Source organism: Streptomyces sp. NPDC033180, assembly GCF_055577645.1.
Genome location: NZ_JBVIPU010000028.1, coordinates 1 through 25,661 on the forward strand (window position 1 = coordinate 1; position 25,661 = coordinate 25,661).

The window sequence follows — 25,661 nt, forward strand, 5'->3', positions numbered from 1 at the left end:
GCGAAGTCATGCAGGTTTTTGGCCAGGTTCCGAACCCGGTCCGGATCTCCGGGGGTTGGGTCCTTGTCCAGGTCCAGGACATGCCAATCCGCCGGACGATTCCCCGCCATCCTGCAACCCCCGCCGCTTCCGCACCGTCAGCACCCGTACGCACATGCGAAGTTATCTGATGGGTTGTGGTCACGTGAAGGGCGTTCTGGAGCTGGGCCCTTTCCTGCGTCCTGCACCTAGAGCTGTGTCCAGCGCGTGCGCGTACTCCCGGAAGAGTGCTTGGGCCTCGGGGCCGGCCGGGGAGGTGGGGAGCAGCAGATCGGCGAGGTGGACGACGCGCCATATTTTAAAGACCACCATGGCTCCACCCTTACAAGCGCGAGCTGAGCACGCTAGCGGGAGCTGATCGGTGGCACCAGAGATATCTGCTGAGCAATGGGGCGTGAGGGTTTGGTCCCGGTGATTACGGATCCGGGGTGGGCGGAAGTGCAAGAGTTGGCCCTGCTGATGGCGGGACAGAGGCAGAAGAGCGATCCGGGAGTGTGCGCTTGTGAGTGTGCGGCGTGAAGCCATGGATCTTGAGGGGTATATGGAGCGAGCGCGCAACGGGCCCTGTTTCGTTTGTGCCTTTCTTGCCGGGGATCCCGGCTTCGCGCATCACACCGTTCACGAGGACGACGATCACGTCGCGTTTCTCGACCGGTGGCCCACCCTTCCCGGAAAGGTACTCGTCGCGCCGAAAGCCCACGTGGAGCACGTCGTTCGCGACCTCGACGAGGCGGCGTACGTGCGGATCATGTCCTTCGTGCGGAAGATCGTCTCCTACGAGGAGCAGCAGTTCCATGTGCTGATGACGGAGAACGGCGTCCTGGATGTACCCCCGGATCACATGGCCGGGATCTCTGCGCGACTTCGGGACGCCATCGGCCCCTAGCGGCAACTACTGCTTCGCCGGTTCGAACTCCCGGTCCACCTTGCCTGTTTCGGACCAGGCTCCGCTGCCTCGGCGGTCGATCCACACGGGACGCCCCTGTGCGGAACGGCGTTTCTCGAAGGAGATCTGGTCCAGGACGCCGTTGACCGAGACGTTCTGGATCTCGCGGTCCAGGGTGTGCCGGAGCGATGTGGGCGAGCCGGACGCAGGGAGCTTCTTGAGCGCGGTGGCCAGGGCCAGGGCGCCGTCGTACAGCTCCTGGTTGCCGCGTGCGGGGAGGTTGTCGTCGGGCTCGCCCGAGTAGTTGCGGGTGCGCAGCACGCCTTCGGGGATGGACTTGGCCGACTCCTCTGCCCTCGCTCGCTCCTCCGAGTCCTCGCAGACACCCTCGGGAGCGCTCTGGGTGAGGACGGGCCCCTTGAAGCCGTCGGTCCTGAGCTTGGCGGCCCATGTAGTGACGTCCGAGCCGGTGGGCACCACGACCGCGTCCGCCCGCGCCCCTGCGACCAACTCCGGGATCTGTGACGTCTTCACCTTGTCCCGACTGGTGTCCAGCGCCCGCGTCGTCACGCCGGCCCTGCGCAGCGCGGTTCCGATGCCGTCCTCGCGGTCCGTCCAGATCTTGTCCTCCGCCACCAGGACCCGGCGTGCCCCGGTCCGTGTCAGGAGGTACTCAGCCATCGCCTCGCCCTGCCGCGCCTCGTCGGCCGGGATCGCGAACGCGCCCCCGGCGTGGGCGACTTCGTGGCACGTGCTGATCTCCGGCAGGAACGCCTCGTCCGTGTCGTGCACCCAGGAGAAGTCGACTGTGTCACCGATGACGGTGAGCATCCTGGGGTGCCTCGCGAGCATTTCGCGGGACGTCGTGTCCGGGTCGGCGGACACGGGAACGACGCGGAAGCGGCTGCCGCCCTTCGCGCCGAGTGTCTCGGTGAAGGCGGACGTGACTGTGCGCAGCTGCTGCGTCGTGAACTGCTTGTACTCCGACTTCTCGTACGCGTCGGTGGATTCCTCCGTGCCGACGTGGGTGTAGCTGTGGGCGACACCGATCTCGTAGACGGCCTGGGCGTCCCCGGCGCCGGACGCGGACGCGGAGTCGGTGTCGGGTGCGGTGAGGGACCGTATGCCGAGGCCCGCCGGGATGCTGACCGCCATGGGCGAGCGCGGCGGGGAGCAGCAGGCGCCGTCCGCGCGAGCGGCGGCGTGGCGCGGACGTGGGCGTGGGCGCGGACGGGGCCGTGGCCATGGATTCCTTGCGGACCGCCGAGGGCTGGGGGCGGGCGTCCTCGACGGGGACGGCGTCGGCGATGGCCTCCCGTACGGGGTCCTCTGCAGCGCGTAGGCCCCGTAGGTCCTGTAGGTCTCGTAGGTCTCGTAGGTCCCGTTCGTCCCGTGCCGCCCCGTCGTCCAGCGACCCCGCCGCCGCCAGAATCCGCTCCAGTGTGGTCGCGGCGTCCGCCGGACGGTCCGCCGGGTCCTTGGCCAGGAGGTCGAGTACGAGGCGCTCCACCGGTGCCGTCACCTCGGACCGCGCCCGTGAAGGCCGCAGCGGTGCGTCGTTCACGTGGTTGTACATGACGCCGGCCGCCGATCCGGTGAACGGCGGTCTGCCGACCAGGAGTTCGTAGAGGACGCAGCCGAGCGCGTACAGGTCGGTGCGGCCGTCACCCGTCTCCTGGCGGAACCGCTCCGGTGCCAGGTACGGCACGCTGCCGAACGGCAGCTGCCCGGTCCGCGTGAGGCGGGAGTCGCCCGCGGCGCGCTCCATGAACGTCGCGATGCCGAAGTCGACGACCTTGGCGGTGCCGTCACGCGCGATCATGACGTTGCCGGGTTTGATGTCGCGGTGCACGACGCCCGCCGAGTGCGCGGCATCCAGGCCGCGGCAGATGTCCGCCGCCCACCGCAGCGCGTCCGCCACCGGTAGACGGTCGCATCCACGCAGCACCTGGTCGAGCGAGCGCCCCTGCACCAGGGCCATCACGAGGTACGGGGCCGGGGGCTGGGAGCCGTCGTCCGTGCCGTGGTCGTGGACGGCCACGATGTACGGGCTGTCCAGCGAGGCCGCGGCGCGCGCCTCCTGCCGGAAGCGGGCCAGAAGCTGCTCCGGCTCCCCATCCGCTCGCGAGCCCGCAGCCGAGCCCGCGAAACCCCCCGGCCCCGGAGGCACGAGGAGCTTGACCGCCACCTCGCGGCCCAGGCTCCGATCCCGCGCCCGCCACACCTCTCCCATGCCGCCCGCGCCGAGCCGCTCAAGGAGCTCGTACCGGCCGTCCAGCAAACGCCCCCGCATGTGCCCTCCCTCAGACCCGGTGATCCTAGTCAGAGGGCCGGGCGGCCGGAGCGGGGACGGTCACCGCGGTCACCCCTTCACCGCGCCTCCCAGCGCGAAGCCGCCGCCGAGGCGGCGCGAGATGAGGACGTACAGCAGAATCACGGGTGTCGAGTAGATGATCGAGAACGCGGCCAACTGGCCATAGACCACCGTTCCCTTGTTGCCGAAGAAGTCGTTGATGCTCACCGACGCCGGCATCTGTTCCGGCGTGAGCAGGAGCATGAACGGGACGAAGAAATTGCCCCACATCATCACGAAGGAGAAGACCGTCACCACCGCCACCCCCGGACCCATCAGGGGGAGCACGATCCGCAGCAGCGACTGGAACGGCGACGCGCCGTCCGTCCACGCCGCCTCCTCGAGCTCCTTGGGGACGCCGTCCATGAAGTTCTTCATCAGCCAGATGGCGAAGGGGAGTTGGGAAGCGGCGAAGAAGAAGATCGTGCCCTGCATCGTGTCGATCAGGTCGACCTGGACGAACAGCGCGTACACGGGGACCATGATCGCCGTGATCGGCAGGCTCGTCGCGAAGAGGATCGTCAGCATGAACGGGCGGTTCAGGCGGGACCTGAAGCGGGAGAGCGGGTAGGCGGCGAGCGCCGCGCAGACCACCGTCAGGAGCGTGCCGCCGCCGCACAGCAGCAGGCTGTTGAGCAGGGGTGTGAAGGTGATCTCGGGGGTCAGGACCGCGTCGTAGTTGTCCAGGGTGATGCCGTCGGGGACCTTCACCTTGAGGTCGGCCTCGGTGTCGAGCGAGGACAGGATCACCCAGGCCAGCGGCAGCACGAACGCGGCGGCGACCACGAGCAGCCCCGCGTCCGCCGCGAGACGGCGACTGGTCCGGCGTGAACTGAGGCTACGGGCGGGCGACTTGACGGTAGTGGCGGACGACGACACTCAGACCTCCGTGCGGAGCAGGCGCATATAGACGAGGGAGAAGAGTGAGCCGACGACCAGGAGCAGAAGCGCCACCGCCGTGCCGTAACCGATCATGCTCTTCTGGAAGGCCTGTTCGTACATGAACAGGGGGAGGGTCTGGCTGCGGTTTCCCGGGCCGCCTCGTGTCATCACCCAGATCAGACCGAAGACGGAGAGGGTCTGCAGGGTGTTCAGCATCAGGTTCGTGCCGATGGAGCGGCGGATCATCGGGAGCGTGATGTGCCACATGCGGCGCCAGCCGCCCGCGCCGTCCACCTCGGCCGCCTCGGTGATCTCCTTGGGGATCTCGTTCAGGGCCGCCGAGTAGACCAGCATCGAGAACGCCGTACCGCGCCATACGTTGGCGAACGACACCGCCAGGATCGGCAGCGTGTACATCCAGTTCTGGGACGGGAGATTGAGGAAGTCCAGGACCGCGTTCAGCGTGCCCTCGCGGCGGAAGAACGCGTACAGGAGGAAGGCCGCCACCACCTCCGGCAGCACCCACGCCGTGATCACGATCGCGCCGGTGACCGTGCGGACCGGCTTGGACGCCCGCTGCATCAGGGACGCGAGCGCCAGGCCGATGGTGTTCTGGCCGATCAGGGACGACAGGACCGTGAAGACGAGCGTCAGCCACACCGCGTTGAGGAACGCCTCGTCGCCGAAGGCCTTACGGAAGTTGTCGAACCCGACGAAGCTCGACTCCGCCTGGCCGGTGAGCTGGAGGTCGGTGAAGGCGATGTAGGCGCAGTAACCGATGGGTCCTGCCAGGAAGAGGAGCAGCAGGATCACGGCGGGGGAGACGGGCAGTGCGCGGGTCAGGGCCCTGCCTGTCAGCTTGCGGCGGGACGGGGGGTGTGGGGCCCCCGCCCCGGGAGTCTTGACGACGACGCCGCCGGGCCCGGCGGGGGGTGCGGTGGTCACCTCGGGGGTCTCACTTCCCTTGCTTGCCTGCCGACGTTGCTTGCCTGCGGACCTTGCTTGCCCGCGGACCTTGCTTGCCCGCGGACCTTGCCCGCCTGCCGGATCGCGGAGCCTCGGCTACTTCTCGACGACCTCGCCGTCCGTAGCCGCCTTGACCTCTTCGTCGTACCCGCTCGCCGCCTCGGCCACGGAAGCGTCGCCCGTGGTGACCTTCTCCATGGCCTCCTGCACCGCGGTGGAGACCTTCGGGTACGCCGGGTACGCGGGCCGGTAGTGCGTCGAGGGCACCAGGCCGGTGAAGAACTTCAGGCCTGGCTGCGCCTTGAGGTAGTCGGGGTCGGCGGCGACGTCCTTGCGGACCGCGATGCCCGAGTTGGCCACGTACCACTTCTGGGCGTTGGCCTTGGTCTGCATCTGCTCGATGAACTTGAAGGCCAGGTCCGGGTTGGCCGCCTTGGACGGGATCGCCCAGGTCCAGCCGCCGGACATGCTCACCTTGCCGGGCGCCTCGCCGTTCTGGGTCGGCATCTGGGCGAGGCCCAGCTTCTTCGACCACTCGGGCCACTCGTGGCCCGCGCCCTTGCCCCAGTCCTGCGGTAGCCAGGAGCCGTCGAGGTTGATACCGAGCTTGTCCTCGGGGAGCAGTTCGCCGCGGACCCGGGTGGCGAAGTTCGGGTCGAGGGCGTCGGTGACGTCGGGGCCGAGCTTCTCCTTGTAGACCGTCTCGACGAATTCGAGGGAGTCCTTGAAGCCCTGGCTTCCCGTCACCCACTTCTTCGACTCCGGGTCGTACATCGGGTTCTCGCCCGTGCCGTACAGGAGCATCTCCATGCCCTGCATGGTGGCTGTCTCGCCCGCGGGCTTGCCCGTGTAGACGTTCAGCGGGGTGACGCCGGGGACCTTCTTCTTGATGGTCCGCGCCGTTTCGAGGACGTCGTCCCATGACTTGGGCTGCCAGTCGGCGGGCAGCCCGGCCTTCTTGAAGACGGCCTTGCTGAACCACAGGCCGCGGGTGTCGGTGCCGTCCGGTACGCCGTACGTCTTGCCGTCCGCCGCCTTCGCCGCCGACTTGGACGTGTCGATGAACTGGTCCCAGTCCTTCCACTTGTCCAGATAGGGATCGAGCGGCTTCAAGTACCCGCTGGTGATGTCCGAGTTGATGAGGAAGGTGTCCTCGTAGACCAGGTCGGGCGCGGTCTTCGGGGAGCGCATCATCTGCTGCAGCTTGGTGTAGTACTCGGAGTCCGGCGCCTTGATCGGCACCAGCTTCACCTTCTTGCCGGGGTTCTCCTTCTCGAACTGCTTCTTGATGTCCGCCAGAAAGGTGTCCATGACCTTGATCTGGTTGTCCGTGGACTGTTTGAAGGAGACCTTCACGGTGTCCGGATCGTCGCCGGAGCCCCCGCCGCACGCGGTGAGGGTGCCGGCGGCGACCAGGGCGGTGGCGAGGAGCAGAGGGGTGGTGGGACGCACGGGCACGACCTCCTACTGGCCGACGCGGCCGGGTTACCACGCAGGGCGCAACGCGGGGCTGCCCGGTGAACGTAAGGGCGGCTTCGGAGCAAGGTCAATGCCCGTGCGTCGCCCCTTGTCATCAACGTGACAACGTTGTTATTGGAGGCGGTGCGCGGATCCTTACGGGGATGTGGGGAGGCGTGAACCGACGTACACGGACGGGTACTTGGGGCGTCAGGTGTTCGAGGTCAGCCAGCGGTACGCGTACTCGGGGCGGCCGACGTGGCCGTACTGCGGGGTGCGGGCCGCGCGGCCCGTCGTGACCAGGTGCTCCAGGTAGCGGCGCGCGGTGATGCGGGAGATGCCCACGGTCTCGGCGGCGGCCGCGGCGGTGACACCCTCGGCGGGCGCGTCGCGCAGCGCTCGGGTCACCCTCTCCAGGGTGGGGCCGCTGAGCCCCTTCGGCAGGGCGGCGGGGCCGGGCGCGCGCAGGGTGGCCAGGGCGCGGTCCACCTCGTCCTGGCCGGTGGCCTCGCCCGCGGCGGCGCGGAACTCGGCGTAGCGGGTGAGGCGGTCGCGGAGGGTGGCGAAGGTGAAGGGCTTCAGTACGTACTGGACCACGCCGAGGGAGACGCCCTCGCGTACGACGGCGAGATCGCGGGCCGAGGTGACGGCGATGACGTCCGTGCGGTGGCCCGCGGCGCGCAGGGTGCGGGCCAGCTGGAGTCCGTGGCCGTCGGGGAGATGCAGGTCCAGGAGCAGGAGGTCCACCTCGGTTCGGTCCAGGGCGCGTTTCGCCTCGGCCGCGCTGTGTGCCTTGCCCACGGCGTGGAAGCCGGGGATGCGGTTCACGTAGAGGACGTGGGCGTCGGCGGCCACGGGGTCGTCCTCGACGACCAGGACGCGGATGGGCTCGGTCACTTGGTGCCTCCGTCTGCCACGGCCGGTGAACTGGACGCCTCGTCATCCGCGCCCGGCATCGAGGCCGTCGTCCGCAGGCGCACCTCGAACTCCGCCCCGCCCCCGGGCGCGTCCCGCACCGTGAGCGTCCCCTCGTGCTTCGTCACCGTCTGGTGGACCAGGGCGAGGCCGAGGCCGCGGCCAGCCGGGGCCTTCGTCGACCAGCCCCGCCGGAAGACCGCCTCCGTGTGGGCCGGGTCGACGCCGGGACCGGTGTCGGACACCCGTAGCGTCAGTCCGGCCTCGTCCGCGCGTGCCGTCACCGTGACGCGGGCCGCGGGCGACCCCTGGGCCGCGTCCACCGCGTTGTCGATCAGGTTGCCGAGGACCGTCACCAGGTCGCGCGCGGGCAGGTCCGCGGGCAGCATGCCGTCGTCGATGCTGCTGTCGGGGGAGACGACGAGCTCCACGCCGTGTTCGTTCGCCTGGGCGGCCTTGCCCAGGAGCAGGGCCGCGAGGACCGGCTCGCTCACGGCCGCGACCACCTGGTCCGTCAGCGTCTGCGCCAGCTCCAGTTCGGACGTCGCGAAGTCGACGGCCTCGTCCGCGCGGCCCAGTTCGATGAGGGAGACCACCGTGTGGAGCCGGTTCGCCGCCTCGTGGGCCTGCGAGCGAAGGGCCTGTGTGAAGCCGCGCTCCGAGTCCAGCTCGCCGGTCAGGGCCTGGAGCTCGGTGTGGTCGCGCAGTGTCACCACCGTGCCCCGTCGCTCGCCGCTCGACACGGGCGATGTGTTCACCACGACCACCCGGTCCGCCGTCAGGTGCAGCTCGTCCACCCGCGGCTCGGCCGCGAGCAGCGCGCCCGTCAGCGGCGCGGGCAGGCCGAGCTCGGCGACGTTCCGGCCGACCAGGTCGCCCGATACGCCGAGCAGCTCGCGCCCTCCGTCGTTGATGAGGGCGATGCGCCGCTGCCCGTCCAGCATCAGGAGCCCCTCACGCACCGCGTGCAGCGCGGCCTCGTGGTAGTCGTGCATACGGCTCAGCTCGGCGGCGTTCATGCCGTGGGTGTGGCGGCGCAGGCGGGCGTTGATGACGTACGTACCGATTCCGCCGAGCGCGAGCGCGCCCGCCGCGACGCCGAGCAGGGCGAGCAGCTGGCCGCGCGCCTTCTGGCTGATCTCCTCGATGGTGATGCCGGCGCTGACCAGGCCGGTGATGCGGTCGGTGCCGTCGTCGGCGCGGATCGGTGTGACCACGCGCACCGAGGGGCCCAGCGTCCCCGTGTACGTCTCCGTGAAGGTCGTGCCCCGCAGCGCCTGTGCCCGGTGGCCGAGGAAGCGCTCGCCGATCTGCTCCTTGTCGGGGTGCGTCCAGCGGATGCCGTCCGGGTCCATGATCGTGACGAAGTCGACTCCGGTGTGCCGGCGCACGTCACTCGCGTACGGCTGGAGGGTCTTCGTCGGATTCTCGCCACGCGCGGCCTCCCGTACCGAAGGGGAGTCCGCGACCGCCCGTGCCGCGGCCGTCGCCTGGCGGCGCGCACCCTCCTCCGCCTGCTGCCGGTCGCTCAGGAACGTGAAGAGAGCGCATCCGGCCACCACGACGGTGACCAGCACGATCTGCATCGCGAAGAGCTGCCCGGCGAGGCTGCGCGGCCGGGGCGGGCGGGCGAGGGACATGGTGCAAGTCTGCCTCGCCGCGTCAGTGCGAACTAAATGAACGTAAGGGTGACCGCCCTCACAGGGCGAGAGATAGTCACCGGGATTCGCCTGCCCAGGACGTGAGCCGCACGCACGGGCCGATCCAGGACGTGAGCCGCACGCACTGGCCGAAAACGCCGACGTAGTCGTTCAAGGAGGGCCCTCGTGGCCGACACCACCGACAGCCAGGTGACACCGGCACCCGCTGCCAAGCGGGACCGGACCCACTATCTGTACATCGCCGTCATCATCGCCGTGGTCCTCGGTATCGGTGTCGGCCTGCTCGTGCCCGACTTCGCCAAGGAGCTCAAGCCGGTCGGTACCGGCTTCGTGAACCTGATCAAGATGATGATCTCGCCGATCATCTTCTGCACGATCGTCCTCGGCGTCGGCTCCGTCCGTAAGGCCGCCAAGGTCGGCAAGGTCGGCGGCCTCGCGCTCGCCTACTTCGTCGCGATGTCGGTCGTCGCGCTCGCCATCGGCCTGATCGTCGGCAACATCCTGCACCCGGGCTCGGGCATGGACATCACCGACTCCGAGAAGGGCGCGGGCCACGACGCCGCCGAAGAGGCGGACAAGGGGCTCGTCGACTTCGCGCTCGGCATCATCCCGAAGACGCTGGTCTCCGCCTTCACCGAGGGCGAGGTGCTGCAGACGCTGCTCGTCGCGCTGCTCGTGGGCTTCGCGCTACAGGCGATGGGCCGCTCCGGGGAGCCGATCCTGCGCGGCATCGGGCACATCCAGCGGCTGGTCTTCCGCGTGCTCGGCATGATCATGTGGGCCGCTCCGGTCGGCGCGTTCGGCGCGATGGCCGCGGTGGTCGGCGAGACCGGCACGGACGCCCTGAAGGCCCTCGCCACGATCATGGTCGGCTTCTACGTCACCTGCGCGCTGTTCATCCTGATCGTGCTCGGCACGCTGCTGCGCCTGGTGACCGGCGTCAACCTCTTCAAGCTCCTGAAATACCTGGGCCGCGAGTTCCTGCTCATCCTGTCCACCTCCTCGTCCGAGTCCGCGCTGCCGCGGCTCATCGCGAAGATGGAGCACCTGGGCGTCAGCCGCCCGGTCGTCGGCATCACCGTCCCGACGGGTTACTCCTTCAACCTCGACGGCACGATGATCTACCTGACCATGTCGTCGCTCTTCATCGCCGAGGCGATGGACCAGCCGCTCGGCATCGGCGAGCAGATCTCCCTGCTGCTGTTCATGATGATCGCGTCCAAGGGCGCGGCGGGTGTGTCGGGTTCCGGCATCGCGGTCCTCGCCAGTGGCCTGCAGTCCCACAAGCCGGGCCTGGTGGACGGCGTCGGCCTGATCATCGGCGTCGACCGCTTCATGAGCGAGGCCCGCGCCCTGACCAACTTCGCGGGCAACGCGGTGGCGACGCTCCTGATCGGCACGTGGACCAAGGAGGTCGACCGGCAGCGGGTCGACGACGTCCTCGCGGGGCGCCTGCCGTTCGACGAGAAGACGCTGCTCGACGACAGCGCTCACGAGCCCGGGACGGAGGACCAGGAGACGGCGGACCAGGAGACGGTGGACGCCGTCCCGACGCAGCCGGTCAGCATCGAGAAGAAGTCCCTGACGCCTTAGGCGTTGGCGGTCGCCGCTCTCCTGTCGGCGACCTTCGTCACCAGCTCGGTGGCTTGTGAGGCGGGCAGGCCCGCCGCGGTCAGAAACGTGATCGCGGTGGACCTGCCCGCCTTTTCGGCCGGCACGACGCCGTCGTTGACGGCCTCCATCACGGCGAACAGGATCCCTTCGAGCACGTAGCCGAGCGCCCGTGTCGGCAGCGGCGACACGAACGTGCCGTCGTCCAGGCCGCGTTGGAACGTCTCCAGGCCCTCCTCGTGAACGCGGCCGAGCCGTTCGCGGATGGCGCCCATCGTCACGCTCCGCTCGCCGAGGGAGAGCAGCAGGCGGTAGCGGTCGGCGACTTCCCACACGGCGAGCAGCGAACTCGCCACCGCCTCCGCGGGATCGTCGACGCCCGCGCGGCCCGCGGCGTGCGCGGTCTCCACGGCAGCGATGGCCCGCTCCACGATCGCCTCGACCAGCGCGTCACGGCTGGGGAAATGCCCGTACACCGTCCGTCGCACGACGCCCGCGGCGCGCGCGATCTGGTCCATGGACGCGTCGGGGTCGCGCAGCAGTTCCGCGACGGCGACGTCAAGGATGCGGCGGCGGTTGGCGTCGGCTCTGACGCTGCTCGCTGAGCGGGGGTTCATGGCCTCATTCTGCCCACTCGCCGACGCCTCCGCCCACTCGACTTGCACATACCTGTGCAACATCGGGTACCTTGCACAGGAGTGTGTATTTGCACATGCCTGTGCAAGATGGGATGGGTGGAATCCAAAATGCCTCTGCTGATCAAGGAACCGGTCGAACGGATGGACCGCCCGTACGCCCGCCGCTGGTGGGCCCTGGGCGTTCTCTGTCTGAGCCTGCTGATCGCAGTGATGGCGAACACCGCGCTCACGGTGGCCGCGCCCGACATGACCATGGACCTCGGCCTGTCCAGCTCCGACCTGCAGTGGGTCATCGACGCCTACACCGTCCCGTACGCCGCGCTGATGCTGCTGCTCGGCGCGATCGGCGACAAGTACAGCCGCCGGGGCGCGCTGGTGCTCGGCCTGGTGATCATGTCCGCCGGCGCGGGGGCGGGCGCCATGGTGGACAGCTCGACGGCGGTCATCGTGGTCCGCGCGGTGATGGGCGTGGGCGCGGCGCTGATCATGCCCGCCACGCTTTCGCTGCTCGCGGCGACCTTCCCGCGCGCGGAACGGGCCAAGGCGATCACCATCTGGGCGGCCACGTCCGGCATCGCGATCGCCGCCGGTCCGCTGATCGCGGGCGCGCTGCTTCGCGACAACGGCTGGCACTCGACGTTCCTGATCAACATCCCGGTGGCGGTGCTCGCGATCATCGGCGCGTTCGTCCTCGTACCGCCCTCCAAGGCGGCGCAGCACGGCCGGATCGACTACGTGGGCGGCCTGCTCTCGGTCGTCTGGGTGGGCTCCCTGATCTTCATGATCATCGACGGCCCGCACTTCGGCTGGGGCGTGCGTGCCATCTCCGCGGCGGTGGTGGCCGGTCTCGGCCTGATCGCCTTCGTCGTCTGGGAGCTGAAGCACCCGCGCCCGGTCCTGGACGTACGCAAGTTCACGCAGCGGGGCTTCGCGGGCTCGAACCTGGCCGTGGCGCTCTTCTTCCTCGCGGTGTTCGGCGCCTTCTACTACCTGACCCAGCACCTCCAGTTCGTCCTCGCCTACGACCCGCTGGAGACCGGCATCCGCATGCTGCCGCTCGCCGGAGCGGTGTTCGTGGGCTCGGCGGTCACCGGGATCCTCGCGCCGCGCATCGGCGGCAAGATCATGGTGGTGGCGGGCATGGTCGGCGGCACGGTGGCGCTCGCCCTGCTCACGCAGATCGAGGCGGGCTCCACGTACGGGGACTTCGTGGCGCCGCTGATCATCCTCGGCCTCTCCCTCGGCTTCGCGGTCTCGCCGTGCACGGACGTCATCATGGGCGCGTTCCCCGAGTCGGAGCTCGGCGTGGGCGGCGCGGTGAACGACACCTCGCTGGAGCTGGGCGGTTCGCTCGGGATCGCGGTACTCGGATCGGTCCTCGCGAGCTCGTACGGTTCGAAGCTGGCCGACGAGACCGCGGGCAGCAAGCTACCCGCCTCCGCGCTCGACACGGCGCAGGACTCGGTGGGCGCGGGCAACGGCGTGGCGCAGGGCATCGCCGAGCAGGCGCGTGCCCTCTCCGAGAAGGCCGCGGGGGCTTCCTCGCCCCAGGAGGCGGCGCAGCTCAAGGCGCAGGCACAGGAACTCGCCGGGGGCGCGCACCAGATGGCCGACGCGGTGGGCTCGGCGTTCTCCGGCGCGGTGGCCCACACCAGCCTCATCGGAGCGGTGATTCTGGGGGTGGGGACCGTGGTCGTGGCGGTGCTGCTGCCGGGCCGCCGGAAGAGCGCGGCCGCTGACGCGGAAGGCGGGCCTCGCGAGGAGACCGCGGAGCCCACGGAAACCGAGAAGGAGTCGGTCCGGTCCTGAGGCCACCCCGGGGACCCGCCGCATGGGCGGGGCCCCGGGGCCTGTGCGGAGCCTTCCGGCTGTCCGGCTGCCGGCCGGCTACGGCCGCTTCGTCCACACCGCCACGTAGTCCACCGCCATCGCCTTGCCCGGCTCCGTCTGCGCGACCGGTGTCGCCCTGCCCGCGACGCCGTCGGGGAAGGCGCCGCCCATCGCGACGTTCAGCAGGATGAAGTAACCCGCGTGGTCGGTCATGTTGGACCACGTGGCGGCGGAGAAGCGGTCCTGGGAGAGGGCGTGGAACTGCTCCCCGTCCACGTACCAGCGCAACTGGTTCGGGGTGGTCGAGCGGTCCCACTCGAAGCGGTACGTGTGGAACGCCGACTGGCAAGTCGCCCCGGGACAGGCCCGGTTGGCGCCGAGGCCCTGCGTTTCGTTGCAGTCGCCGCCCGGGTTCACGCCGCAGTGCAGCACGCCCCACACCGAGTTGATGCCGTTCACGTTCTCCATGACGTCGAACTCGCCTATCGACGGCCAGTTCTGGTAGTTGCCGCGGTAGGGGGCGCCGAGCGCCCAGAAGGCCGGCCAGTAGCCGAGCGCGCTCTCCCCGGTGATGTCCGGCATCTGGATGCGGCCCTCGATGGCGAGCGTGCCGCCCTCCGGTGCCTTGAAGTCGCTGCGTTTCGTCTCGATGCGGGCCGATGTCCAGTTCCCCGCGCCGTCTCTGCGCGGGGTGATCCGCAGGCTGCCGTTTCCGTCCAGAGCGAGGTTCTCGGGGGAGTCCGTGTACGACTGGATCTCCCCCGTGCCCCAGTTCGCCGGGCCGCCCGGGTAGTTGTGCCCGAGGTCGATCTGCCAGTTGTCGGCGGAGGGCCGGGAGCCCGCGGCTCCGTTGAAGTCGTCGCTCCACTCCAGCGACCAGCCGGGCGCCGGTGGGACGTCGCCGCGTGCCGTGCCGGGCGTCATCAGGGCGCCGAGCAGGCCGACGGCGGCCAGAGCGGCCAGGACGGGTCCGGTGCGGGGGGATCGTGTGAAGCGACCGATGCGACCGATGCGACCGATGCGGGCGGCGCGAGGGGTGCGGGTAGCGCGAGTGGTGCTCATGGAACACCTCCGTGGGGGGAGTGTGCGTACTGGTGAGAGCGCTCTCACCGAGCTCTCCGGGTTTTGTAGTTGCAGACATGCCGGACGTCAATGGGTCCGTCACGTCAACTTCTCGAAGGCGTACGAGGACCCCGACGGGCAGTGGGGCGACTACCTGCGGGGTCCGGGCCGGGTCCGCGCCGCCGGCTGCACGAGCGGGGCGAGTGGGACGGCGCCGAGCGCGCACTCGCCGACGCCGGACTGCCCACGGAGCTCGCGGCGGTGGCCTGGACGCAGGAGTACGACGATGCCGTGCGGGCCTCGCACGAGCAGGGCAACGGCTGTGGGACGGGGTGGTGCTGATGGCGGGAGTCCGGGACTTCTGCGAACTGAAGCGGGCGTACGGCGAACCCGACTTCGGCTGACCCCTGACTCCCGCCCGCCGAGCCCAAGTCCCCCCGCATGCTTACCTCTTCGTAAGTACCTGACTAATTAGTCGGTACTTGTGGGGATGCGGGCGCCCGCCAAGCATGGTCGTCATGACGAACCAGCAGCCCAAGACCCCCGTAACCGTCCTCGGCCTCGGCGCCATGGGACAGGCCCTCGCCGGCGCCTTCCTCGAGGCCGGCCACCCCACCACCGTGTGGAACCGCACGCCCGGCAAGGGCGATGGTCTGGTGGCCGGGGGCGCCGTGCGCACCGCCACCGCGGCCGAGGCGGTCCGCGCCTCGGACGTCGTGGTCGTCTGCCTCTACGACTACGACGTCTCGCAGGCCGTGCTCGGCCCGATCGCCGCCGAACTGCCGGGACGCGTCCTGGTGAACCTCACCTCGGACACTCCGGAGCGCTCGCGCGAGGCCGCCGCCTGGGCCGCGGAGCGCGGCATCGACTACCTGGACGGCGCCATCCTGGTGCCCGTGACGGTGATCGGCACCCCCGACGCACTGCTCTTCCACAGCGGTCCGAAGTCCGTGTACGAGCGGCACGAGGGCACGCTCGAGGTGCTCGGCGGCAACACCGTGTACCTCGGCGAGGACCACGGCCTCGCGGCCGTCTACGACAACGCCCTGCTCGACTTCTTCTGGACCAGCATGTCCGGCCTCGTGCACGCGTTCGCGCTGGCCGGGGCGGACGGCGTGAAGGGCGTGGAGCTCGCCCCGTACATGGGCGCCCTGGTCTCCATCCTCCCGCCGATCATCGAGGGGATGGGGGGCGAGGTCGACTCCGGCAAGTACCCGGGCGAGCAGGCCCCGCTGGTCACGGAAGCTGTCAACGTCGACCACATCATCCACGCCTCCGAGCACCGGGGCCTCGACGTCGGGGCTCTGAGCGGCATCAGGGCCGTCCTGGACCGGGCCATCGCCAAGGGGCTCGGCGCCGACGGCTGGACGTCCACCATCGAAGCGGTACGCGGCGTACGGTGAAAGTGACCGACGTCACAGAGCGGGAGCCGTGAGATGACTGGTGAACCGAGCTTCTTCGAGATCGGTGTCGAGGACCCGGAGCGGGGGCGGGCCTTCTACGGGGAACTGCTCGGCTGGTCCTTCGAGCCGGGGCCGTCCGGGCGCGGGTACGTGATCGGGACCCCGGGCGTGCCGGGCGGCATGCACGGCGGTGACGCGGGCGCCGCGCCCTACCTCTTCTTCCAGGTCGACGACATGGAGGCCGCGCTGGCCCGCGTCATCAAGCTGGGCGGCACGGTCGAGGCGCCGATCGGCGGCGAGAGCGAGGAGTCGGACGCCGAGTTCGGCCGGTTCCGGCTGTGCAAGGACGACCAGGGGTCGACGTTCGGCCTGCACCAGCCGCCCAAGGCTCCCTGAGCGCTGGCCTTGACGCCTGCGTCAAGGATTACCGTCGTACGCATGCGCATCGGCGAACTTGCGGAGCGGGCCGGCACCACCACGCGGACGCTTCGGTACTACGAGTCACGGGGGCTGCTGCCCGCCCGTCGCAGTGGCAACGGTTACCGCACCTACGACGAGGACGACGTGCGTCTTCTGGAGCAGATCAGGACCCTGCAGGACTTCGGGTTCGACCTGGAGGAGACGCGGCCGTTCGTCGAGTGTCTGCGTTCGGGGCATCCGGCGGGCGACTCCTGTCCCGCTTCCCTCGACGTGTACCGCCGCAAGATCGGTGAACTCGACTCGCTGATCGATGAGTTGATCGCGGTGCGCGAACAGGTGGGTGCGCAGTTGGTGCGTGCCGAGGCGGCGGTTCCGGGAGGCCCGGACCCGCAGTGCGAGCTGACCGGCTGAGGGAGAGGGGACATAGGCATGGGGATGGTCAAGGCGGACGGTGTGGCCGAGGTGACGGACGCGGACTTCGAGGGGGAGGTGCTCAAGGCCGAACTGCCGGTGCTCGTGGAGTTCGGGGCCGAGTGGTGCGGACCGTGCCGGCAGCTCGCGCCGGTGCTCAGTGAGATCTCGCGCGAGGAGGAGGGCCGGCTGAAGATCGTGCAGCTGGACGTGGACCACAATCCGCGGACGGCGATCGCGTACGGGATTCTCTCCGTGCCCTCCCTCCTGGTCTTCCGGGGCGGCGAGCTGGTGAGGTCCATGGTGGGCGCGCGTCCCAAGCGGGGGCTGCTCGCCGACCTGGCCGAAGCCGAGGTGCTCTGACCCACGCGGCACAGGAACAGAAAGAGAAAAGCCCCGGACGAATTGACGTCCGGGGCTTTTCCTGGCGTATATTGGATTCTTTCGCGACCCCTTGCCCATTCGGGCACACCGGAATCGCGAGAATCTGTATAAGAGCACTGTAACTGGCGAGGGGCTGAATTGTCAACCGAGGAATTGCGAGAAGAGCAGCAATTCGTCTCCGGGCTGTACGCGCGCCTCGACGCGCTGCGCGAGGAGGCGCAAGCCGCCGTGCAGGCGTCGTTGACGCAGGTCGGCAACGGTCTGCAGGCCAGGCTTGAGCGGGACGTCCTGGTGGCCGAGCGGTCCGGGCTGCTGGCCGCCTTCGATGCGGGAGAGAACGGCCTCTGCTTCGGGAGGCTCGAATTCCGCGACGGCCGTGATCACCACATCGGGCGCATCGGAATCCGCGCGTCCGACATCGAACGCACCCCGCTCGTGATCGATTGGCGCGCGGAAGTCGCACGCCCCTTCTATCTCGCGACCGGTCATACGCCGATGGGGCTGCGCAGGCGCAGGCACATCACCACGGAGGGCCGCGACGTGACGGCCCTGCACGACGAGCTTCTCGATCTCAGCGACGACACCCGCACCGGCCACGAGGGCGCGGACGCCGACGAGGTGCTGCTCGCCGCGCTCGACTCGGCCCGCACCGGGCGCATGCACGACATCGTGCAGACGATCCAGGCCGAGCAGGACCGCATCATCCGGGCCCCGCACCACGGCGTCCTCGTCGTCGAGGGCGGGCCCGGCACCGGCAAGACGGTCGTGGCGCTGCACCGTGCCGCGTTCCTCCTCTACGCCCACCGCCGGCTCCTCGCCAAGCGCGCCGTCCTGATCGTCGGCCCGAACCCCGCCTTCCTCGGCTACATCAGCGAGGTCCTGCCCGCGCTCGGCGAGACGGGTGTCCTCCTCTCGACGGTCGGCGAGCTGTTCCCCGGGGTGAGCGCCACCGGCACCGACACCCCCGAGGCGACCGAGGTCAAGGGCCGCGCGGAGATGGCGGACGTGCTCGCCGCCGCCGTGCGCGACCGGCAGCGGACCCCGGAGCCCGGCGCACCGGTGATCATCGTCCACGACGACGGCGACCTCGTCCTGGACTGGACGATCGCCCAGGAAGCGCGCGAGGCGGCCCGCGAGGCGGACGTCCCGCACAACCTCGGCCGGCCGCACTTCGCCTTCCGCGTCATCGACATGCTCACCGAGCAGCTCGCCGAGCGGCTCGGCGCCGACCCGTACGGCGGCCCCAACTTCCTCGGACCCGACGACATCGCCCAGCTCGGCAAGGCGATCGCCGCGAGCCCCGAAGTGCACGCGGCCATCGACGAGTTGTGGCCGCAGCTCACCCCGGAGGGATTCCTCGCGGACTTCCTTCAGGAGCCGACGCCGCATCTCCCGGACGAGGAAGCCCACATCATCCGGCGCGAGCGCGGTGCCGCCTGGACCGCCGCCGACGTCCCGCTGCTCGACGAGGCCGCCGAGCTGCTCGGCAGTGACGACAGCGCGGCGAAGGCGATGGCGGAGGCCGAGCGGGCCAAGCAGATCGCCTACGCCCAGGGTGTACTCGACGTCTCGTACGCGTCCCGCACCTACGAGTTCGAGGACAAGGACGACGAGGACTCCGAGGTCCTGCTCGCACACGACATCATCGACGCCGAGCGGATGGCCGAGCGCCAGGAGGAGGCCGACCACCGCAGCGCCGCCGAGCGGGCCGCGGCCGACCGGACGTGGGCCTTCGGGCACATCATCGTGGACGAGGCGCAGGAACTCTCCGCGATGGCATGGCGGTTGCTGATGCGGCGCTGCCCGACCCGCTCGATGACGCTGGTCGGCGACCCCGCGCAGACGGCGGAGGCCGGGGGCTGCGGCTCCTGGGAGACGATCCTGTCCCCGTACGTCGAGGACCGCTGGGAGTACGCCCGGCTCGGCGTCAACTACCGCACCCCGGTGGAGATCATGGACGTGGCCGCCGAGGTGCCCCGCGTCGAGTACCCCGGCTTCCGGCCGCCGAGTTCGGTGCGCTCCACGGGCGTGCTCCCCTGGGCGCGGCGCACCGACGACCTCGCCGCGGCCGTGGCCGACGCGCTGGCGGCCGAGGCACGGGACGAGGGCCGCCTCGCGGTGATCGCCCCGCGCGAGCTGCATGAGGAGCTCGCGGGAAAGCTCCCCGGGGTGACGGCCGGGGAGGCCCCGGACCTGACGCGGCCGGTCGTTCTGATCGACCCGCGTCAGGCGAAGGGCCTGGAGTTCGACACGGTCCTGGTCGTGGAGCCGGGCCGCTACGGCACGAGCGACCTGTACGTGGCCCTGACCCGGGCCACGCAGCGGCTCGGCATCCTGCACGCCGAGGAACTGCCGGTGGCGCTCAAGCAGGTCGCAGCCACACCGTAGCCAGCGGTGGCAGGGTGAGGCGCAGGGACGCGGGGCGGCCGTGCGACGCCACCGGCTCGGTCTTGACCGGGTCCGGGTTGGTGACGTCGCCGCCGCCGTAGCGTCCCGAGTCCGTGTTCAGGACCTCGTGCCAGGCGGTGAACTCGCCGGGAACGCCCAGGCGGTACTCGTGCCGCACCACCGGCGAGAAGTTCGAGACGGCCAGGAGAGGCGCCTCGTCCGTCTCCTCGGCGGCGTACCGCAGGAAGGCGAAGACGTTCTCCTCGGCCGCGTCGCCCTCGACCCAGGCGAAGCCCCCGGGGTCCGTGTCGCGCTGCCACAGGGACGGTTCGCGGCGGTAGACGGTGTTGAGGTCGCGCACGAGGTCGCGTACACCCCTGTGGTCGGCCTCCGCCCCGTAGGCGGGATCGAGCAGCCACCAGTCCGGGCCGTGTCCCTCGGCCCACTCGGCTCCCTGGGCGAACTCCTGGCCCATGAAGAGGAGTTGCTTGCCGGGGTGGGCCCACATGAAGCCCAGGTAGGCGCGGTGGTTGGCGCGCTGCTGCCACCAGTCGCCGGGCATCTTCGACACCAGGGACCGCTTGCCGTGCACGACTTCGTCGTGCGAGATCGGCAGGACGTAGTTCTCGCTGTACGCGTACACCATCGAGAACGTCATCTCGTTGTGGTGGAACCTGCGGTGCACGGGCTCCTTCGACACGTAGTCGAGCGAGTCGTGCATCCACCCCATGTTCCACTTCAGGCCGAAGCCGAGCCCGCCGAATCCGCCGGGGCCCTGGTGGTGCGTCTCGCGGGTCACGCCGTCCCAGGCCGTGGACTCCTCGGCGATCGTGACGACGCCGGGGGCGCGGCGGTAGACGGTGGCGTTCATCTCCTGGAGGAATGCGACGGCGTCGAGGTTCTCGCGGCCCCCGTGCATGTTCGGGGACCATTCGCCGTCCTCGCGCGAGTAGTCGAGGTAGAGCATGGAGGCCACGGCGTCGACACGCAGGCCGTCGATGTGGAACTCCTCGCACCAGTAAGAGGCGTTCGCCACAAGGAAGTTGCGGACCTCCTTGCGGCCGTAGTCGAACTCCAGGGTGCCCCAGTCGGGGTGCGCGGCCCGGCCCGGGTCCTCGTGCTCGTACAGCGTCCGGCCGTCGAACTCCGCGAGCGCCCAGTCGTCGCGCGGGAAGTGCGCGGGCACCCAGTCCATCAGGACGCCGATGCCCGCCCTGTGCAGCGCGTCGACGAGGTACTTGAAGTCGTCGGGCGTGCCGAGGCGGGCCGTCGGCGCGTAGAAGCCGGTGACCTGATAGCCCCAGGAGCCGCCGAACGGATGCTCGGCGACCGGCATCAGCTCCACGTGCGTGAAACCCAAGTCAGTCACGTACGCGGGCAGTTGCTCGGCCAGTTGGCGATACGTCAGGCCCGGTCGCCAGGAGGCAAGATGCACCTCGTACACGGAGAACGGTGACGCGTGGACGGGCGTCTCCGCCCGGCGCACCAGCCACTCCTGGTCATGCCACTCGTGGTGCGACTCGTGCACGACCGAGGAGTTCGCCGGCGGGGTCTCCGTGCGGGTGGCGAGCGGGTCGGCGCGCAGCGTCTTCGTGCCGTCGGGCCGGGTGATCTCGTACTTGTACAGCTCGCCCTCGCCGACGGACGGCACGAACAGCTCCCAGACGCCGCTGCCGCCGAGCGAGCGCATCGGGAAACCGGCGCCGTCCCAGAAGTTGAAGCTCCCCACCACGCGCACGCCCAGGGCGTTGGGTGCCCACACCGTGAAGCGGGTCCCGGTCGCCCCCTCGTGCACCATCGGACGCGACCCGAGCGCGTGCCACAGCTGCTCGTGCCGGCCCTCGCCGATCAGATGCAGATCGAACTCACCGAGCGCGGGCAGGAAGCGGTACGCGTCGTGGATCTCGAGCTCGGTGTCCTCGTACGTGATGTGGAGCCGGTAGTCGGGGATCTCGCGCAGCGGGAGCACCCCGGAGAAGAACCCGTCCCCGTCGTCCCGCATCTCCGCCCGCAGATCCTTGGCGACGACGGCGACGGAGCGTGCGTACGGCCGCAGCGTGCGGAAGGCGACGCCCTCGCGCACGATGTGAGCGCCGAGCACCCCGTGCGGGTCGTGGTGCGTGCCGGCCAGGAGACGGGCACGGTCGGCCTGGGACACGGGCGACGCGGGACGGCCGTCCTTCGGCTGCTTCGGCTGCTTCGGTTGTTTCTGCCGGGGCGGCTGAGGCGCCCGGCCTGCGGGCTCCGGTTTCCGCTTGCCCTTCTTGCTGGCCTCGTCGGACGGTTTGCGCGGCTGCGGGCGGGGGGTCACGGGGGAGCCTCCTCGGCGATGGCTGGTCAGTGGGGATCGGTGGCGGGGCCGTTCGTGGCGAGGCGTTTGATCGCGGTGAGGGGGACGGGGAGCCAGTCGGGGCGGTGGCGGGCCTCGTAGAGGACCTCGTACACTGCCTTGTCCGTTTCGTAGGCCCGCAGCAGCACCGGGTCCATCCGCGGATCGCGGCCGGTGACCTCCGCGTAGCCCGTGCAGTACGCCGCCCGGCAGTCGCCCGCCCACTCGGGCGCCCACGGTTCGTGGGAGCGCGCCGCGTAGTCGAAGGACCGGAGCATGCCCGCCACGTCGCGCACCGGCGGTTGCGGCATCCTGCGCTCGGCGAGCGGGCGTGAGGGCTCGCCCTCGAAGTCGATGAGCGACCACTCCCCGGCGGGCGAGCGCAGACACTGCCCGAGGTGCAGGTCCCCGTGGATGCGCTGGGCCGTCCAGGTCTCCTCGCCGCGCCCCAGGTCGGCGAGCGCCTCGAAGGTGGTGTGCAGGGCGGCGGCGTACGGCTGCAGGGCGGGCACCGCGTTCGCCGCCGTGTCCAGTCGGTCGGCCATGCCTTCGGCGATCAGCCCCACCTGGGCGCGGCCCAGGGTGACGGTGGGCAGCGCGCGGGCCAGGGACAGATGCACCTCGGCGGTCGCCCGACCGAGCGCCCGCGCCTCGCCGCTGAAGTCCCGTCCCGCGGCGAGCTCCCGCAGGGCCAGCTCCCAGCCGTCCACCGTGCCCTTCAGGTAGGGCTGGAGCACACCGAGGACGTTCACCGAATCCTTGGAGTCCCCGGCATCCGCCAGGAACCAGGCGGCGGGAGCCGGTACCTGCGGGCAGCCCTCGCGGGCCAGCATCAGGGGCAGCTCCAGGTCCGGATTGACGCCCGGCACGATGCGGCGGAACAGCTTCAGAATGAACGTATCGCCGTACACGAGCGAGGAGTTGGACTGCTCGGCGGCCAGGACGCGCGGCGCGAGATCATCGCCTATGTCCTTGCGCGGGTCGCGCTCGAAGCGGAGCTTGCCGACGCGTGCCTGCGTCCGCAGCGCCTCAAGGAGGAATCCGGACATACGGGGGTCGTGCATCGCCTCGTAGACCGTGAACCCGGCGAGCGGGCCCCGCGTCACATGTCCGATCAGCGTCGGCGCGAGCCGCGGTGGCAGCTCGCGCCGTACGCCGAGGAGGAGTTGGTAGCAGTCGGGGGGCAGCGCGGGCGCACCGCCGGTCTGCTCCGGCACCTGGGGCTGCCGGACCCGGACGAGAAGATGCAGTAGCCCCAACTCGGCTGTCGGTGGCAGGAGTTCAGTTGCCGCGACCAACGTGAAGTCGGTGATGGGGCGGCCTTTGCCCGCGAACCAGCGCTGTCGTGGCAGCCACGCGCGCAGCAGCGGATCGAGCGAGGCGAGCAGCGCGTCCGCGGTGATGCCCGGGCGGGTGACGGCTTCCGACATGGCGTCGCGTCCTTTCCGCGGTGCGGACAAGGGAGGAGTGCGGGAGTGCCGGTTGTGCGGGGAGAGTGCCCAGGGCGGGGCGGTGGAAACCGCCCCGCGCCGGAGTAGCAGGGGTGGAGCCTACGCCGCGTCCCTGCGCAGCCGGAACCAGTAGAAGCCATGTCCGGCGAGAGTCAGCAAGTAGGGCAGTTCGCCGATGGCCGGGAAGCGCACCCCGCCGATCAGCTCCACCGGGTGCCGGCCGTTGAAGGCCTGCAGATCCAACTCCGTGGGCTGCGCGAAGCGGGAGAAGTTGTGCACGCACAGCACGAGGTCGTCCTTGTACTCGCGAAGGAACGCGATCACCGCCGGGTTCGACGACGGGAGTTCCGTGTACGAGCCGAGGCCGAAGGCGGGGTTCTGTTTGCGGATCTCGATCATCCTGCGGGTCCAGTGCAGGAGTGAGGAGGGGGAGGACATGGAGGCTTCGACGTTGGTGACCTGGTAGCCGTAGACCGGGTCCATGATCGTGGGGAGGTAGAGGCGTCCTGGGTCGCAGGAGGAGAAGCCTGCGTTGCGGTCGGGTGTCCACTGCATGGGGGTGCGGACGGCGTCGCGGTCGCCGAGCCAGATGTTGTCGCCCATGCCGATTTCGTCGCCGTAGTAGAGGATCGGTGAGCCGGGCAGGGACAGGAGCAGCGCGGTGAAGAGTTCGATCTGGTTGCGGTCGTTGTCCAGGAGGGTGGCCAGGCGGCGGCGGATGCCGATGTTGGCGCGCATGCGGGGGTCTTTGGCGTATTCCGCGTACATGTAGTCGCGTTCTTCGTCGGTGACCATTTCGAGGGTGAGCTCGTCGTGGTTGCGCAGGAAGATGCCCCATTGGCAGCCGGAGGGGATGGCGGGGGTTTTCGCGAGGATTTCGGAGACGGGGTAGCGGGATTCGCGGCGGACGGCCATGAAGATGCGGGGCATGACGGGGAAGTGGAAGGCCATGTGGCATTCGTCGCCGCCGTCTTTGAAGTCGCCGAAGTAGTCGACGACGTCTTCGGGCCATTGGTTGGCTTCGGCGAGCAGGACGGTGTCGGGGTAGTGGGCGTCGATTTCGGCGCGGACGCGTTTGAGGAGGTGGTGGGAGCGGGGGAGGTTTTCGCAGTTGGTGCCCTCTTCGGCGAAGAGGTAGGGTACGGCGTCCAGGCGGAAGCCGTCGATGCCCAGGTCGAGCCAGAAGCGCAGGGCGGAGATGATCTCTTCCTGGACGGCCGGGTTCTCGTAGTTGAGGTCGGGTTGGTGGGAGAAGAAGCGGTGCCAGAAGTACTGCTTGCGGACCGGGTCGAAGGTCCAGTTGGAGGCTTCGGTGTCGACGAAGATGATGCGTGCGTCCTGGTACTGCTTGTCGTCGTCGGCCCAGACGTAGTAGTCGCCGTAGGGGCCTTCGGGATCTTTGCGTGATTCCTGGAACCACGGGTGCTGATCGCTGGTGTGGTTCATCACGAAGTCGATGATCACGCGCATGCCCCGCTGATGCGCGGAGTCCACGAACTCCACGAAGTCGGCGAGATCACCGAATTCCGGGAGGACGGCGGTGTAGTCCGAGACGTCGTAACCGCCGTCCCGCAAAGGCGACTTGAAGAACGGCGGCAGCCACAGGCAGTCGACACCCAGCCACTGCAGGTAGTCCAGCTTGGCGGTGATGCCCTTGAGGTCGCCGATGCCGTCGCCGTTGCTGTCCTGGAAGGAACGGACCAGGACCTCGTAGAAGACGGCGCGCTTGAACCACTCGGGGTCGCGGTCCTTGGCGGGCGTGTCCTCGAATGTGTCCTGGACGGGCTCGTTGATGATCATGGTGTGGGTGACCCTCCGATCAACGGTGAGGACGGTCGCAGGACGCGAAGAACGTGCGCGGGCGCGCGGCCCGGCTCGAGGCGCACATAGTTGGTCCTGCCCCAGTGATAGGTGTCGCCGGTGAGCTCGTCGCGCACCGGCACGGTCTCGTGCCAGTGGAGGCCGAGTTTCGGCATGTCCAACGAGACCGTGGCCTCCTGGGTGTGGTGGGCGTCGAGGTTCACGACCACCAGAACCGTGTTCGATCCGTCCTTGTCATGGGCCGTCTTCGAGTACGCGATCACCGCTTCCTGGTCCGTGGGGTGGAAGTGCAGGTCACGCAGTTGCCGCAGGGCGGGGTTGGTGCGCCGCACGCGGTTCAGCGTGGTGATGAGGGGCGCGATGGTGGAGCCGGCGCGCTCTGCCGACTCCCAGTCGCGCGGGCGCAGTTGGTACTTCTCCGAGTTCAGGTACTCCTCGCTGCCGGCCCGTGCCGGGGCGTTCTCGCACAGTTCGTATCCGCTGTAGAGGCCCCACGTCGGCGCGAGGGTCGCGGCGAGCACCGCGCGGGCCTCGAAGGCGGGGCGTCCGCCGTTCTGGAGGTAGGCGTGCAGGATGTCGGGGGTGTTGACGAAGAAGTTCGGACGGAGGTAATGGGCGCTTTCGCCCGACAACTCGCTGAGATAGTCGGTGAGTTCATCTTTGGTGTTGCGCCAGGTGAAGTACGTGTAGGACTGCTGGAAGCCGATGGCGGCCAGGGTGCGCATCATGGCCGGGCGGGTGAAGGCCTCCGCC

General features: G+C 69.6%; 22 protein-coding genes. 9 read left to right on the forward strand and 13 right to left on the reverse strand.

What is annotated here, in order from left to right:
* Window positions 1-580 precede the first annotated feature (580 nt).
* The gene (locus ACZ5WE_RS37940) at window positions 581-925 is read left to right on the forward strand and encodes an HIT family protein (RefSeq protein WP_469157320.1); all 345 of its coding nucleotides are present in this window, start codon (window positions 581-583) and stop codon (window positions 923-925) included.
* A 6-nt stretch (window positions 926-931) separates the two neighbouring features.
* Here the strand turns inward: ACZ5WE_RS37940 and ACZ5WE_RS37945 are convergent, their stop codons facing one another.
* The 7 genes from ACZ5WE_RS37945 to ACZ5WE_RS37975 all read right to left on the reverse strand — a co-directional run bounded on the left by ACZ5WE_RS37945 (window position 932) and on the right by ACZ5WE_RS37975 (window position 9,139).
* A complete protein-coding gene (locus ACZ5WE_RS37945; protein WP_467696159.1) occupies window positions 932-1,756 on the reverse strand; it encodes a type 1 periplasmic-binding domain-containing protein in 825 nt (274 codons plus the stop codon).
* A complete protein-coding gene (locus tag ACZ5WE_RS37950) occupies window positions 1,737-3,218 on the reverse strand; it encodes a protein kinase domain-containing protein (RefSeq protein WP_467696157.1) in 1,482 nt (493 codons plus the stop codon). The genes ACZ5WE_RS37945 and ACZ5WE_RS37950 overlap by 20 nt, the downstream gene beginning before the upstream one ends.
* Before the next feature lie 69 nt (window positions 3,219-3,287).
* Entirely contained in the window at window positions 3,288-4,157 is an 870-nt protein-coding gene (locus ACZ5WE_RS37955) for a carbohydrate ABC transporter permease (protein ID WP_467696155.1), read from the reverse strand.
* Window positions 4,158-5,105 carry a carbohydrate ABC transporter permease gene (locus tag ACZ5WE_RS37960; protein ID WP_467696153.1) on the reverse strand — a complete coding sequence of 316 codons (948 nt, stop codon included), beginning with the start codon at window positions 5,103-5,105 and terminating at the stop codon, window positions 4,158-4,160. It lies immediately after the preceding gene.
* A 117-nt stretch (window positions 5,106-5,222) separates the two neighbouring features.
* Window positions 5,223-6,584, reverse strand: a complete 1,362-nt coding sequence (locus ACZ5WE_RS37965) for an extracellular solute-binding protein (RefSeq protein ID WP_467696151.1) — start codon at window positions 6,582-6,584, stop codon at window positions 5,223-5,225.
* Window positions 6,585-6,794: 210 nt separating this feature from the next.
* On the reverse strand, window positions 6,795-7,481 hold the full coding sequence (locus tag ACZ5WE_RS37970) for a response regulator (protein WP_467696149.1): 687 nt from the start codon (window positions 7,479-7,481) through the stop codon (window positions 6,795-6,797).
* The gene (locus ACZ5WE_RS37975) at window positions 7,478-9,139 is read right to left on the reverse strand and encodes a sensor histidine kinase (RefSeq protein WP_467696147.1); all 1,662 of its coding nucleotides are present in this window, start codon (window positions 9,137-9,139) and stop codon (window positions 7,478-7,480) included. The genes ACZ5WE_RS37970 and ACZ5WE_RS37975 overlap by 4 nt, the downstream gene beginning before the upstream one ends.
* A 186-nt stretch (window positions 9,140-9,325) precedes the next feature.
* Between ACZ5WE_RS37975 and ACZ5WE_RS37980 the strand changes: the two genes are divergently transcribed.
* Window positions 9,326-10,753 (forward strand): cation:dicarboxylate symporter family transporter, encoded by a 1,428-nt coding sequence (locus tag ACZ5WE_RS37980; protein WP_467696145.1) that lies wholly within the window; start codon window positions 9,326-9,328, stop codon window positions 10,751-10,753.
* Here the strand turns inward: ACZ5WE_RS37980 and ACZ5WE_RS37985 are convergent.
* Window positions 10,750-11,388, reverse strand: a complete 639-nt coding sequence (locus ACZ5WE_RS37985) for a TetR/AcrR family transcriptional regulator (RefSeq protein WP_467696143.1) — start codon at window positions 11,386-11,388, stop codon at window positions 10,750-10,752. The genes ACZ5WE_RS37980 and ACZ5WE_RS37985 overlap by 4 nt on opposite strands.
* A 129-nt stretch (window positions 11,389-11,517) precedes the next feature.
* Between ACZ5WE_RS37985 and ACZ5WE_RS37990 the strand changes: the two genes are divergently transcribed.
* The gene (locus tag ACZ5WE_RS37990; protein ID WP_467696141.1) at window positions 11,518-13,218 is read left to right on the forward strand and encodes an MFS transporter; all 1,701 of its coding nucleotides are present in this window, start codon (window positions 11,518-11,520) and stop codon (window positions 13,216-13,218) included.
* A gap of 78 nt (window positions 13,219-13,296) precedes the next feature.
* Here the strand turns inward: ACZ5WE_RS37990 and ACZ5WE_RS37995 are convergent, their stop codons facing one another.
* Entirely contained in the window at window positions 13,297-14,301 is a 1,005-nt protein-coding gene (locus ACZ5WE_RS37995) for a glycoside hydrolase family 16 protein (protein WP_467696140.1), read from the reverse strand.
* Between the two features lie 141 nt (window positions 14,302-14,442).
* Here ACZ5WE_RS37995 and ACZ5WE_RS38000 point away from each other — a divergent pair, with 141 nt between their 5' ends.
* The 6 genes from ACZ5WE_RS38000 to ACZ5WE_RS38025 all read left to right on the forward strand — a co-directional run bounded on the left by ACZ5WE_RS38000 (window position 14,443) and on the right by ACZ5WE_RS38025 (window position 19,307).
* Entirely contained in the window at window positions 14,443-14,643 is a 201-nt protein-coding gene (locus ACZ5WE_RS38000) for a mycothiol-dependent nitroreductase Rv2466c family protein (protein WP_467696138.1), read from the forward strand.
* A 176-nt stretch (window positions 14,644-14,819) separates the two neighbouring features.
* Window positions 14,820-15,704, forward strand: coding sequence for an NAD(P)-dependent oxidoreductase (locus ACZ5WE_RS38005; RefSeq protein ID WP_467696136.1), 885 nt, complete (start codon window positions 14,820-14,822; stop codon window positions 15,702-15,704).
* Between the two features lie 33 nt (window positions 15,705-15,737).
* Entirely contained in the window at window positions 15,738-16,100 is a 363-nt protein-coding gene (locus tag ACZ5WE_RS38010; protein WP_467696134.1) for a VOC family protein, read from the forward strand.
* Window positions 16,101-16,142: 42 nt separating this feature from the next.
* A complete protein-coding gene (locus tag ACZ5WE_RS38015; RefSeq protein ID WP_467696132.1) occupies window positions 16,143-16,535 on the forward strand; it encodes a MerR family transcriptional regulator in 393 nt (130 codons plus the stop codon).
* Window positions 16,536-16,559: 24 nt separating this feature from the next.
* The gene (gene trxA, locus ACZ5WE_RS38020; protein WP_467696163.1) at window positions 16,560-16,898 is read left to right on the forward strand and encodes a thioredoxin; all 339 of its coding nucleotides are present in this window, start codon (window positions 16,560-16,562) and stop codon (window positions 16,896-16,898) included.
* Window positions 16,899-17,057: 159 nt separating this feature from the next.
* Window positions 17,058-19,307 (forward strand): HelD family protein, encoded by a 2,250-nt coding sequence (locus ACZ5WE_RS38025; RefSeq protein WP_467696131.1) that lies wholly within the window; start codon window positions 17,058-17,060, stop codon window positions 19,305-19,307.
* Here the strand turns inward: ACZ5WE_RS38025 and glgB are convergent.
* The 4 genes from glgB to ACZ5WE_RS38045 form a co-directional block, all read right to left on the reverse strand.
* Window positions 19,282-21,465 (reverse strand): 1,4-alpha-glucan branching enzyme, encoded by a 2,184-nt coding sequence (gene glgB, locus ACZ5WE_RS38030; protein ID WP_467696161.1) that lies wholly within the window; start codon window positions 21,463-21,465, stop codon window positions 19,282-19,284. The two genes, ACZ5WE_RS38025 and glgB, sit on opposite strands and share 26 nt — an antisense overlap.
* Before the next feature lie 179 nt (window positions 21,466-21,644).
* Entirely contained in the window at window positions 21,645-23,066 is a 1,422-nt protein-coding gene (locus ACZ5WE_RS38035) for a maltokinase N-terminal cap-like domain-containing protein (protein ID WP_467696129.1), read from the reverse strand.
* A 120-nt stretch (window positions 23,067-23,186) separates the two neighbouring features.
* Entirely contained in the window at window positions 23,187-24,887 is a 1,701-nt protein-coding gene (gene treS, locus ACZ5WE_RS38040; RefSeq protein ID WP_467696127.1) for a maltose alpha-D-glucosyltransferase, read from the reverse strand.
* Window positions 24,884-25,661 (reverse strand): alpha-amylase family protein (locus ACZ5WE_RS38045; RefSeq protein ID WP_467696125.1); only part of this gene is annotated, 778 nt, incomplete at its 5' end. The genes treS and ACZ5WE_RS38045, both read right to left, overlap by 4 nt.